Source organism: Streptomyces sp. NPDC050549, from assembly GCF_040655035.1.
Lineage (GTDB): Bacteria > Actinomycetota > Actinomycetes > Streptomycetales > Streptomycetaceae > Streptomyces.
In genome coordinates this window covers 190,114-202,708 of record NZ_JBFAJD010000012.1, presented here as the reverse complement: position 1 = coordinate 202,708, position 12,595 = coordinate 190,114, and the positions used below count along the sequence as shown (strand labels likewise).

The window sequence follows — 12,595 nt, the reverse complement described above, 5'->3', positions numbered from 1 at the left end:
GTGGGCCGTTCGGTCGCGACGGTGGGGACCAATGGTCCCGGGCGGGGATGTTCGGCCACTGATCACGGGCGCCGGGGCCGAGAAGGATCGTGAGTGGATCGACAGGTCCGTACCGACCCCGCACAGGGAGCACAACCATGCCCAGGACCCCGCGAAGTGACGACTCGTCAGTTCCCAAGGCGGCACTCGGTCTCTCCGGCGCCACCGCACTCGTGGTCGGCTCCATCATCGGAACCGGGGTGTTCGCGCTCCCCTCGGCCCTCGCGCCGTACGGGCCGATCTCCCTCGTGGCGTTCGGAGTTGTCACGCTCGGAGCGCTCGCGCTGGCGGTGACCTTCGGGGCGCTGTCGAAGCGCGTCCCGGCGAGCGGCGGACCGTACGTCTACGCCCGTGAGGCCTTCGGCGAGTTCGCCGGATTCCTCAACGCCTGGTCGTACTGGATCACCGCGTGGGCGGGGAACGCCGCGATCGTGGTGGCCTGGGTCGGCTATGTCGAGGTGTTCGTCAACACCGGCCACAAGACCGCGATTTCGATACTCATCGCGCTGGTCGGACTCTGGATACCGGCCGCGATCAACCTCACCGGCGTCCGGAACACGGGCGCCTTCCAGGTGTTCACCACCGTGCTGAAGTTCGTCCCGCTGCTCTTCATGGCGACCATCGGGCTGCTGTTCGTCGACCCGCACAACTTCGGATCGTTCAACGCCAGTGGGCAGTCGGCGATGGGCGCGATCTCGGCCGCCGCGCCCATCGCGCTGTTCAGCTACATCGGCCTGGAGGCCGCTTCGGTGGTCGCCGGACGCGTCAGCGAGCCGGGCCGCAACGTGCCGCGCGCCACCGTCTACGGCACCCTCGCCTGCGCCGTCATCTACATCCTGGGCACCCTCGCGGTCTTCGGCACCGTCTCGCACGGTCAACTCGGCGCCTCCACCGCGCCGTTCACCGACGCCGCCAACAACATCCTCGGCGGCACCTGGGCCGGCGACACGGTCGCCGTCGCCGCCATCGTCTCCGGCATCGGCGCCCTGAACGGCTGGACCATGCTGTGCGCCGAGATGCCGTACGCCGCCGCCCGCGACGGGCTCTTCCCCGGAGCGTTCGCGAAACTGCGCGGCGAGAGCGGCGTCCCCGTCTTCGGCATCATCGCCTCGACGGTCCTCGCCTCGCTGATCACCGTGTTCAGCTACACGCGCTTCGAGGACGTGTTCACCAAGATCGTGCTGCTGAGCGTGCTCACGGCCGTGATCCCGTACCTGTTCTCCGCCGCCGCCCAGCTGTACTGGCTCCTGGTCCGCGGACGCGAGAGCAGCGCCGGCCGACGGCCGGCCCGGGACATCACCGTCGCCGTCCTCGCGATGGCCTTCTCGTACTGGGCGATCCAGGGAAGCGGCTACCAGACCGTCTACTACGGCCTGTTCGTCCTGCTGCTCGGTTTGCCGGTGTACATCTGGCTGAAGCGCAGCCAAGGGGTATACGTCTACGGCGAGGAACCGACCCGCGAGCCGGTCGCGGAGAGCCGGGCTCCCGAGACCGTCACACCGCCGGTCAAGCGGATCTCCCGCGGATTGCCCACCAGCCGCACCGGCGGCCTCCGGCGGAATCCCCGCCGGCACCGCGACTGACCGCAGCCCCCGCCTCGAGGGCGCTGTGGCCGGCACCCGAACTCGGCGCCGCCTGCCGGGCGTCGGGGCAGGACGGCGGCTCCCGGATCACCCTCACCGGGGCCGAAGGCCGGGGCAGGACCGAACTGCTGCCGCCGTACCGGGTGACCGACGACGTGTTCCCGTCGCCCGCACCGATCGCCTTCGACCAGCCGGAGAACCACCCGCACGACATCACGACCGCACTTGTGGCCACCTTGGAGGACTGAGCCATGCGTATCGTCATCGCCCTCGGCGGCAACGCCCTGCTGCACCGCGGCGAACGCCCCGACGCCGCCGTCCAGGAGGCCAACATCGACCGCGTGACCAACGCGATCGCGGCCCTCGCCCACGAGCACGAGATCGTGATCACCCACGGCAACGGCCCCCAGATCGGCCTGCTCGCCGCGGAGACCGCCGCCGACCCCGACCTCAGCGCTCCCTACCCGCTCGACCTGCTCGGCGCCCAGACCCAGGGCATGATCGGCTCTCTGCTGGCCCGCACCCTGCACGACGCCCTGCCCGGCCGCAGGATCGCCGCGCTGGTCACCCACACCCTCGTCCGGGCCGACGACCCGGCCTTCGAGCACCCCACGAAGTTCGTCGGCCAGGTGTACGCCTACGACGTGGCGTCCGCGCTCGCCCGCAAACGCGGCTGGCGCATCGGCGCCGACACGACCGGCTGGCGCCGCGTCGTACCCTCCCCGGCACCCGAGCGGATCCTGGAGACCGACACCGTCCACGGCCTGCTGGGCAGCGGCACGCTCGTCATCTGCGCGGGCGGCGGTGGTGTCCCGGTCACCGCGGACCACGACACCGGCGCGCTCACCGGGGTGGAGGCCGTCGTCGACAAGGACCTCACGGCAGCCCTGCTCGCCGAGGACCTGAAGGCCGACTTCCTGCTCATCCTCACGGACGTTCCCTGCGTCTACGACGGCTACGGCACCCCCGGCCAACAGCCCGTCCTCGGTGCCACTCCCGCACAGCTGCGCAGCGGCAGCTTCCCGGACGGCTCCATGGGGCCCAAGACCGAGGCCGCCGCCCGGTTCGTCGAGCGCACCGGCGCACTGGCCGCGATAGGGGCGCTGGACGCGGCGTACGAGATCGTCCACGGCCGGTCGGGCACCCTCGTCCGCCCCGACCTGCCCGTCGTATGAGCGCGTGACCCGACGCGGGAGGGCCGTTCGGCCCCACCAAGGGGTCGGACGGCATAGGTCAGTGCCCTGACCGGCCCTGCCGTCAGGAGAGGAGCCGAACGAGTATCGGTAGGGCATTCCAGTGCGGATCAAGGGAGAGAAGCGGCGATGACGACGACAGCGGCAGCCGGAACACGCACATCCGAGGCATGGCGCGGCTTCGCCGGCACCTCTTGGCGCGAGCGCGTCGACGTGCGTGACTTCATCCAGGCCAACTACACGCCGTACGAGGGCGACGCCGGCTTCCTGACCGGTCCCACCGACCGCACGCGTGCCGTCTGGGAGAAGGTCAGCGCCCTGTTCCCGGAGGAGCGCAGCCGGGGCGTCCTCGATGTGGACGCCGCCACCCCTTCCACGATCACCTCGCACGCCCCCGGATACATCGACCGCGAACGGGAGCTGATCGTCGGCCTGCAGACCGACGCCCCGCTGAAGCGCGCGATCATGCCGAACGGCGGCCTGCGCATGGTGGAGAACAGCCTCAGGGCCTACGGCTATGAGGCGGACCCGTTCGTCACAAGCGTCTTCGGCACCTACCGCAAGACCCACAACGACGGTGTCTTCGACGCCTACACCCCCGAAATGCGCGCCGCCCGCAAGGCAGGCATCATCACCGGACTGCCCGACGCCTACGGCCGCGGCCGGATCATCGGCGACTACCGCCGCGTGGCGCTGTACGGCACGGACCGGCTGATCGAGGCCAAGAAGGCCGAGCGGGCCATGCTCGACGCCTGCGCGTCCGTCGCCGACATCATCCGGGACCGGGAGGAACTCGCCGAGCAGATAAAGGCGTTGGGCGAGCTGACAAGGATGGCCGCCACGTACGGCTGCGACGTCTCCCGCCCCGCCGCCACCGCCCACGAGGCCGTCCAGTGGCTCTACCTCGGCTACCTCGCCGTCGTGAAGGAGCAGAACGGCGCCGCGATGTCGCTCGGCCGCACCTCCACCTTCCTCGACGTCTACCTCCAACGGGACCTGGAGGAAGGGGTCCTCGACGAGACCCGCGCCCAGGAACTGATCGACGACTTCGTGATCAAGCTTCGGATCGTACGGTTCCTGCGCACCCCCGAGTACGACGCCCTGTTCTCCGGCGACCCGACCTGGGTGACGGAGTCCATCGGCGGCATCGGCACCGACGGCCGCCCCCTGGTCACCCGCACCTCCTACCGCTTCCTGCAGACCCTCTACAACCTCGGCCCCGCACCCGAACCGAACCTGACGGTCCTGTGGTCGCCCCGACTCCCCTTCGCCTTCAAGGAGTTCTGCGCCCAGCTCTCGATCGACACCAGCGCCGTCCAGTACGAGTCCGACGAGCTCATACGCCCGCGCACCGGCGACGACACCGCGATCGCCTGCTGCGTGTCCGCGATGGAGGTCGGCAGGCAGATGCAGTTCTTCGGCGCCCGGGTCAACCTCGCGAAGGCGCTGCTGTACGCGGTCAACGGCGGCCGGGACGAGATGACCGGCGAACAGGTCGCGACCCCGACGCCCCCGCTGACCGGTGAGTACCTGGACTACGACGAGCTGTCGGCGGCGTACGACCACGTCCTGGACTGGCTGGCCCGGACGTACGTCAACGCGCTCAACGTCATCCACTACATGCACGACAAGTACGCCTACGAGCGCATCGAGATGGCGCTGCACGACTACGCCGTGCACCGGTTCATGGCCTGCGGCATCGCCGGCCTGTCGGTCGCCGCCGACAGCCTGTCCGCGGTCAAGTACGCACGGGTGAAGGTGTTCCGGGACGCCACCGGCCTCGCCGTCGACTTCCGCACCGAGGGCGACTTCCCGGCCTACGGCAACAACGACGACCGCGCCGACAGCATCGCCGTGGGACTGGTGCAGTCCTTCATGGCGAAGGTGCGCCAGTATCCCACCTACCGGGACGCCGAGCACACCCAGTCGGTCCTCACCATCACCTCGAACGTGGTCTACGGCAAGCACACCGGCAACACCCCCGACGGCCGCCGCGCCGGACAGCCCTTCGCCCCCGGCGCCAACCCGATGAACGGCCGGGACCGGCACGGAGTCGCCGCCTCCGCCCTCTCGGTGGCCAAGCTGCCGTACGAACAGGCCAGTGACGGGATCTCGTTGACGACGACGATCACGCCCGAGGGCCTGGGCCACGCGCCCTTCGAGCGCGCCGGACACCTGGTGGGCATCCTCGACGCCTACATGTCGGCGGGCGGCTTCCACATGAACGTCAACGTGCTGGACCGGGCCACGCTGGAGGACGCGATGGAACACCCGGAGAACTACCCGGACTTGACGATCCGTGTCTCCGGCTACGCCGTCAACTTCGTCCGCCTGACCCGCGAGCAGCAGCTCGACGTGATCAGCCGTACCTTCCACGGATCGCTGTGAGTGCCGTGCGCACCGCGACCACCGGCCGGATCCACTCCTGGGACCTGTCCACCGGCGTGGACGGCCCCGGGACCCGGTTCGTCCTCTTCGTCGCCGGCTGCCCGCTGCGGTGTCTGTACTGCGCCAACCCCGACACCTGGCACATGCGCGACGGCCGGGAGACGAGCGTCGACGCGGTCATGGGGGAGATCGGGAAGTTCCGCGACTTCGTCACCACGGCCGGCGGCGGGGTCACCGTCACCGGCGGCGAGCCGCTGCTCCAGCCGGCGTTCACCGCGGAAGTCCTGCGCCGCTGCAAGGAGGCCGGCCTGCACACCGCGCTCGACACCTCCGGCTTCCTCGGCGCCCGGGCCACCGACGAACTCCTCGCCGACACCGACCTGGTGCTCCTCGACATCAAGTCCTTCGACGTCAACGCCTACCGGAAACTGACCGGAGGCGAACTCGCCCCCACCCTGAACTTCGCCACCCGCCTCGACCGGCTCGGCGTCCCGATGTGGATCAGGTACGTCCTGGTCCCGGGCTGGACCGACGATCCGCAGGCCGTGGACGCGCTGGCGGGTTTCGTGGCGGAACTCGGCACGGTCGAGCGGGTCGACGTGCTGCCCTTCCACAAACTCGCCACCGAGAAATACGAAGCCCTCGGCATCCCCTTCCCGTTGCGTGACAACCCGGTACCCGACCCGGCCCTGATCGAGAACGTCCGGGAACGCTTCACGAGGCACGGCGTCCGGGCCTATTGATCTCCGGTCCCATGACCGGCATCGGCTGCGGCATGCCCGCAGGGCCCAAGGGTGTCCCGCCGCTCATCAGCAGCCCTTCGCGTCGGCGTCCGGGCAAGTGCGGTCGCTCTCCACCGCCGGCACCGCGGTGCGCAGATCCTGAAGTGCGTGACCGAGGCGGGGATCGGCGAACTCGTAGCGGGTACGGCGGCCGACCGGCACGGCGACGACGAGACCGCAGTCGCGCGGACACGCCAGGTGGTCGGAGAGCCGGGTCCGGGAGATGCCCAACTCCTCGGCCGGATCGGAGGGGTGGGCCGGGGGCTCGCGCAGGGGGAGCAGCAGACGGCAGCGGATCGGGTCGGCGAGGGCACGGCCGAAACGGGTCAGCACCTCAGATCCTGAATTCAGGAGATCCCGTACTGGAGGGTGGGCCGTCGGTGGCTCAGTGGTCGTGGGGGCCGGGGCGGTGGACGGGACCGTGGGCGTCGTCGCAGTGCCCGTCACGGTCGTCGGCGGTGGCGCCGGTGATCTGGAGAAGATCCGGGGCGTCCTCGCCCAGGTGGTCGACCTGCAGCGTGGCGTGACCGATGCGGTACTCCTCCAGGAGCATCTTCTGCAGGCCGCGGCGCACGGCGTGGCAGTCGCCGCCAGGCTCCACCAGGACGTGGGCTGACAGGGCGCTCTGACCGGAGGTGATCGTCCAGACGTGCAGGTCGTGCACCTCGACCACGGTGTCCTGCGCGGCCAGGCGGTCGCCCAGGACGTCGGGGTCGATTCCGGCGGGCGCGGCTTCGAGGAAGATCCGTCCGGAGTCGCGGACCAGGCCGTACCCGGCCTTGAGCATCAGGAGCACCACGAGCAGGGAGGCGATGGCGTCCGCGCGGGCGAAGCCGGTGGTGAGCACGACGGCTCCGGCGACGGCGGTGGCGATGAAGCCGAACAGGTCGGTGAGGATGTGCTGGTAGGTGCCCTCGACGTTCAGCGAGGTGCGGTTGGCCCTGGAGATGCACCAGGTGGCAGCCAGGTTGACCACCACTCCGGCCAGGGCGGTGACGAGGACCAGGCCTCCGGTGACCTCCGGCGGGGAGACGAGCCGACGTACCGCCTCGTAGGCCAGCCAGACCGAAAGGAGCAGCAGGGTCAGGCCGTTGGCCTGTGCGGACAGGATCTCCACGCGCTTGAGGCCGTAGGTGAAGTGCCCCTTCGCGGGGCGGGCCGCCAGTCGCATGGCGATCAGTGCCAGCACGATGGAGGCGACGTCGGTGAGCATGTGCGCGGCGTCCGAGATCAGCGCCAGCGAGTTGGCCGCGACCCCGACCACGACCTCGGCCAGCATGAACACGCTGATCAGCGCGAGGGCGATCGTCAGCCAGCGCCGGTCGGCGTCCGCGGACACTCCGTGGGAGTGGCCGGAGTGACCGCCGCCGTCGTGGTCGTGGCCGCCGTGCTCGTGGTCGTGATGGTCGGACACGGGAGCTCCCAGGGTCGCGGTCTTGCGTCGGCGGAGGGCAAGTCAATCGCGTCCCGGAGGGTTTCACCAAAGCCTGCAATGAGCACCGTTACCACTGTCACCTGCGGCGATGCCGGAACCGCCTCAGCGGCAGCCGCGGCGTGCCCGGCGCTCGACCGTACTGACAATCCGTGCCCGAGGAACTGGCCGAGGATCTCGTGACGGTCCTCGACGAGTTCGACCGCACGAGGGCGCTGATGACGGACGCCTAGGTCCTGTCCGGAGTTTGATCATGAATGCGGTGCGATGCTGCGGAGCCGGAGCATCGCACCGCACAGGTGGAGCCCGGCCTCGTAGCTCTGCGGGGTCCTGTCGAAGCGGGTCGCTGTGCCGCGCCAGTTCCGCAGGCGGTTGATGCATCGCTCCACGGTGTTGCGTTCGGTGTACAAGTCCGCGTCGTGGCTGACGGGGCGGCCGCCGCGGGAGCCGCGCTTCTTGCGGTTGGCGGCCTGGTCCGCCCTCTCCGGGATCACCCCGCGGATCCCTCGTCCTCGCAGGTATCGGCGGTTGCGGCGGGAGGAGTAAGCCTTGTCGGCGGCCACCGCGTCCGGCCGGGTCTTCGGGCGTCCGGCCGGCCCGCGCACCTTGATCCGCTCCAGGACCGGGACGAACTGCGGGCTGTCGCCGGCCTGTCCTGGCGTGAGGACGAACGCCAGCGGGCGACAGCGCCGGTCTGCCGCCCGGTGGATTGTGCTGGTCAACCCGCCCCGGGAACGCCCCGGTTCAGCAGCCTTCAAGCGGGCGCGGTGCCGTCGGCGGGTCCGGTGCCGTTCAACGCGGCTGTCGGCGTCGGGTTGTCCCTCTCGCGGCTCTTGTTCCTTCGGGACGCCCCCTTTTCGGACTCGACGGCTGCCTCCGGGGCCGCCAACTGCTCCGCATCGAGGATCATCCCGGCGGCGTGGTGGTGGGCCCGAGACGTCGCGGAGTCCACGCTGACCAGGCCCATGTCGGTCTCACCGCGCGCGGCTTCCTCGGCGATCAGCGCCTCCATCAGCTGCTGGAAGGCGCCCTGCCCCACCCGGATGCGGAAGCGGTCGTAGGTGCTCTGCCAGGGCCCGAACTCGTTCGGCAGGTCCCGCCAGGGGCTGCCGGTGCGGAAGCGCCACATCACCGCGTTGAAATGTTTCCGCAGGTCGGGGATGGGTCCGACCGCGGCGATCGGGAGATGGGGCTCGATCAGGGCCCACTGCTCGTCGGTGAGATCGCCGACTTCAGGATCTGGCCCCTCTTGTGCTTGCGACGTAGACCTCCCGCCCTGCGATTCACCGGCACCGTGGACCTCGACCAGGACCTCGACCAGGACCTCGACCAAGACCTGGACCGACTGCGGATGAGAGGGCCCTGCCTCTTCGGCGCCGTGAAGGGTGCCTGCCGGGAGCTCTCCCAGGTCAGGCACCCTTTCTTCTGGGCCTAGAAGAAGCCGAGCTTCTTCGGCGAGTAGCTCACCAATAGGTTCTTGGTCTGCTGGTAGTGCTCCAGCATCATCTTGTGGTTCTCACGGCCGATACCGGACTGCTTGTAGCCGCCGAACGCCGCGTGCGCGGGGTACGCGTGGTAGCAGTTGGTCCACACCCGGCCCGCCTGGATCGCCCGGCCCGCGCGGTACGCCGTGTTGATGTCCCGGGTCCACACACCGGCGCCGAGACCGTACAGCGTGTCGTTCGCGACCTTGATCGCGTCGTCGAAGTCGTCGAACGACGCCACCGAGACCACCGGCCCGAAGATCTCCTCCTGGAAGATCCGCATCCGGTTGTCGCCCTCGAAGATCGTCGGCTGGACGTAGTAGCCGCCCTTCAACTCGCCGTCGTAGTCGAGACGTTCACCGCCCGTGAGGACCTTCGCGCCCTCCTGCCGGCCGATGTCCAGGTAGGAGAGGATCTTCTCCAGCTGGTCGTTGGAGGCCTGGGCCCCGATCATCGTGTCGGTGTCGAGGGGGTGCCCCGGCTTGATCAACTCCGTGCGGGCGACAGCCGCTTGGAGGAAGTCGCCGTAGTGGCCGCGCTGCACGAGCGCCCGGGACGGGCAGGTGCACACCTCGCCCTGGTTGAGCGCGAACATCGTGAAGCCTTCGAGCGCCTTGTCGAGGAAGTCGTCGTTCGCCGACGACACGTCGTCGAAGAAGATGTTCGGAGACTTGCCACCGAGTTCCAGCGTGACCGGCTTGATGTTCTCCGAGGCGTACTGCATGATCAACCGCCCCGTGGTGGTCTCGCCGGTGAAGGCGACCTTCGCCACGCGAGGGCTGGACGCGAGCGGCTTGCCCGCCTCGACGCCGAAGCCGTTGACGATGTTCACCACGCCCGGCGGCAGCAGGTCCGCGATCAGGCTCATCCAGTAGTGGATGGACGCCGGGGTCTGCTCGGCGGGCTTGATGACGACCGCGTTGCCCGCCGCGAGCGCCGGGGCCAGCTTCCAAGTCGCCATCAGGATGGGGAAGTTCCACGGGATGATCTGCGCCACGACACCGAGCGGCTCGTGGAAGTGGTACGCCACCGTGTCGTCGTCGACCTCGCTCAGCGAACCCTCCTGCGCCCGGATCGCCCCCGCGAAGTAGCGGAAGTGGTCGATGGCGAGCGGGATGTCGGCGGCGAGGGTCTCGCGGACCGGCTTGCCGTTCTCCCAGCTCTCCGCGACCGCGAGCGGTTCTAGGTGCGCCTCCATCCGGTCGGCGATCTTGAGCAGGATGTCGGACCGCTCGGTCACCGACGACCGGCCCCAGCCCGGCGCCGCCGCGTGTGCCGCGTCCAGCGCCCGCTCCACGTCCTCCGCGGTGCCGCGCGCGATCTCCGTGAACGGCTGCCCGTTCACCGGGGACGGGTTCTCGAAGTACTGCCCGCGGGCCGGCGGCACGTACTCGCCGCCGATGAAGTGGTCGTAGCGCGCCTGGTAGGAGACGATCGCGCCCTCGGTGCCGGGTGCCGCGTAACGGGTCATGCTGGTGTGCCTCCCGGAGCAGTGCTGCCCGCCGTTGGGCAGCTCTCGGCGCGAGGCTAGGGAGCTGGACGTTGCATGTACGTTGCGGTGCCTCCCGCGAGGTGCGTCAGCTGCGTCATGTCAGCGGCCCGTCGCGCGGGACCAGGTACCCGGTGCCGCCAACTCCGACTCCAGGGTCGCGAGCCGGGAGCGCACCGGTGCGGTCGGACGTATCGCCGCGAGCGCCCGCCACACGTCGAGGTCGTCCTCGCCCCAGGGCGTGTGCGCCCAGTCGGCCAACAGGTCGGGGTCGCGGCGGGCGATCAATGCCGTACGGAGGCCGTCCGCCAGGCGGGCCCTGAGCCGTACCACCGCCGGAGCCTGCGAACCCGGCAGCAGCGGACCCGTGTACGCCCTCGCGGCTCCCGTGACGGCACCTCCTTCCAGCCGCCGTTCGACGATCGCCACATCGGACTCGACCGGCAGCGTGAGCCGATAGGGACGCGAGGCCAGCAGACCGGGCCCCAACAGCCTGCGCAGCCGGGCCAGTTCGGCCCGCAGTGTCACCGGCGGCACCGACTCGTCCTCGTACAGCGCGCACAGCAGCTCGTCACCGCTCAGCCCCTCGGGATGCCGGGCCAGCAGCACCAGGATCTCGCTGTGCCGACGACTCAGCCTCATCTTGCGTCCGCCGACGCACAGTTGGGCCTCGTCCCGGCCGAGCGCGGTCAACTCGGGTCCGTCGACCGACGTGTGCTCCGGGGCGAGCAGCGCCAACTGCGACTCGGCGGCCCGTGCCACCGCCTGTACGAAACCCAGGCTGTGCGGATGCGCCAGCCCGTCTCCGCCGGTGATGTCCACGGCACCGAGCACCCGACCGGTGCGCGGATCGTGCACCGGAGCCGCCGCACACGTCCACGGCTGCACCCGCCGGATGAAGTGCTCGGCCGCGAACACCTGCACCGGCCGGTCCACGGCGACCGCCGTACCCGGAGCGTTCGTCCCGACCGCGCTCTCCGCCCAGCGCGCACCCGGCACGAAGTTCATCCGGTCGGCCTTCCGCCGGGTCGCCGGATGCCCCTCGACCCACAGCAGCCTGCCCTGCGCGTCGCACACCGCGAGCAGATGCTCGCCGTCCGCGGCGAACGTGCCCATCAACTCCCGGATCAGCGGCATCACCCGCGCCAGCGGATGCTGCGCGCGATAGACGCACAGGTCGCCGTCCGTGAGTTCCACGTTCGCCGTGCCCTCGGGACCGACACCGGCACGTGCCGAACGCCGCCAGGAGTCCGCCACCACCGAGCGCACCGGCTGCGCCACCGTGCCCGCCACGGCGAACGTCTCGTGCGCCCGGCGCAGGACCCGCACCCGCTCGGCAGGGTCGGCCCCCGGTTCCAGGGCCACCCATGGATCGGTCAACTCGGCCTCCCAGGACGGCGACACGGCGTCGCGAGTACCGCGATACGGCGGTGACACGCCCGCGATACGGCGGGGAAACGCCTGCGGACATCGTCACTCCGCGGAAGGGTACGGACAACCGTTTCGACCGGGACGGTCCGAACGCGGCACATCCCGGTCGGATCAGGCGTGGAGCAGGCGCGGATCGGACTCCGGCCCGGTTCGGATCAGGCCGAAGTGACCAGCCTTATGTAGCGAGTCCAGTCCCAGTTCGGCCCCGGATCGGTGTGGTCGGTGCCCGGCACCTCGTAGTGCCCGATGATGTGGGACCGGTCCTTGGGGAGCCCGTACTTCGCGCAGATCGCCGCCGTGAGCCTGGCCGACTGCTCGTAGAGCGCGTCGGTGAAGTACGCGGGCTGATCCACCCAGCCCTCGTGTTCGATACCGATGCTGCGGGTGTTGTAGTCCCAGTTCCCCGCGTGCCAGGCGATGTTGGCCTCCCGGACGCACTGCGCCACATGCCCGTCGGCCGACCTCACGAGGTAGTGCGCGGACACCTTCTTCTTCGGATTCTGGAAGATGGACAGCGTCGAGGAGTACGTCTCCTGGGTGACGTGGATGACCACGTAGTCGACGGGACAGGTGCTGGGGCGGTCGGACGCCGTGTAGTTGTAGGAGGTCGCCGGCTGCCACTCGGCCTTCGGATAGTCGACGGCCTGAGGTTGAGCGTCGGCCTGTGGGGCGGGGAGTAACGCGTACGGGACGGCGGCGAGGGCGGCGCCCTTCAGGAGCCATCGCCTGCTCGGGAGCGGTGTTGCCCGTTCCATGGTCGGGTTGCCTTTCGGT

General features: G+C 69.9%; 9 protein-coding genes and 1 pseudogene. 4 read left to right on the top strand and 6 right to left on the bottom strand.

What is annotated here, in order from left to right:
* Window positions 1-137: 137 nt before the first annotated feature.
* From AB0I51_RS20070 to pflA, 4 genes are all read left to right on the top strand, one after another.
* Window positions 138-1,622 (top strand): amino acid permease, encoded by a 1,485-nt coding sequence (locus AB0I51_RS20070; protein ID WP_362976857.1) that lies wholly within the window; start codon window positions 138-140, stop codon window positions 1,620-1,622.
* Between the two features lie 251 nt (window positions 1,623-1,873).
* Entirely contained in the window at window positions 1,874-2,797 is a 924-nt protein-coding gene (locus tag AB0I51_RS20065; protein ID WP_362976855.1) for a carbamate kinase, read from the top strand.
* Window positions 2,798-2,944: 147 nt separating this feature from the next.
* Window positions 2,945-5,203: a formate C-acetyltransferase gene (gene pflB, locus AB0I51_RS20060; protein WP_362976853.1), complete on the top strand. Its 2,259-nt coding sequence runs from the start codon at window positions 2,945-2,947 to the stop codon at window positions 5,201-5,203.
* 5 nt (window positions 5,204-5,208) lie between these two features.
* The gene (pflA, locus tag AB0I51_RS20055; RefSeq protein ID WP_362976851.1) at window positions 5,209-5,946 is read left to right on the top strand and encodes a pyruvate formate-lyase-activating protein; all 738 of its coding nucleotides are present in this window, start codon (window positions 5,209-5,211) and stop codon (window positions 5,944-5,946) included.
* 66 nt (window positions 5,947-6,012) lie between these two features.
* Here pflA and AB0I51_RS20050 read toward each other — a convergent pair whose 3' ends face one another.
* The 6 genes and pseudogenes from AB0I51_RS20050 to AB0I51_RS20025 all read right to left on the bottom strand — a co-directional run bounded on the left by AB0I51_RS20050 (window position 6,013) and on the right by AB0I51_RS20025 (window position 12,576).
* Entirely contained in the window at window positions 6,013-6,336 is a 324-nt protein-coding gene (locus tag AB0I51_RS20050; protein WP_362976932.1) for a metalloregulator ArsR/SmtB family transcription factor, read from the bottom strand.
* A 34-nt stretch (window positions 6,337-6,370) separates the two neighbouring features.
* The gene (locus tag AB0I51_RS20045; RefSeq protein ID WP_362976849.1) at window positions 6,371-7,399 is read right to left on the bottom strand and encodes a cation diffusion facilitator family transporter; all 1,029 of its coding nucleotides are present in this window, start codon (window positions 7,397-7,399) and stop codon (window positions 6,371-6,373) included.
* Between the two features lie 269 nt (window positions 7,400-7,668).
* Window positions 7,669-8,618: pseudogene (locus tag AB0I51_RS20040) on the bottom strand (IS5 family transposase).
* A 230-nt stretch (window positions 8,619-8,848) separates the two neighbouring features.
* Entirely contained in the window at window positions 8,849-10,372 is a 1,524-nt protein-coding gene (locus AB0I51_RS20035; RefSeq protein ID WP_362976847.1) for an aldehyde dehydrogenase family protein, read from the bottom strand.
* A 120-nt stretch (window positions 10,373-10,492) separates the two neighbouring features.
* Window positions 10,493-11,770: a GAF domain-containing protein gene (locus AB0I51_RS20030; protein WP_362976845.1), complete on the bottom strand. Its 1,278-nt coding sequence runs from the start codon at window positions 11,768-11,770 to the stop codon at window positions 10,493-10,495.
* Between the two features lie 206 nt (window positions 11,771-11,976).
* Entirely contained in the window at window positions 11,977-12,576 is a 600-nt protein-coding gene (locus AB0I51_RS20025; RefSeq protein ID WP_362976843.1) for an N-acetylmuramoyl-L-alanine amidase, read from the bottom strand.
* Window positions 12,577-12,595 lie beyond the last annotated feature (19 nt).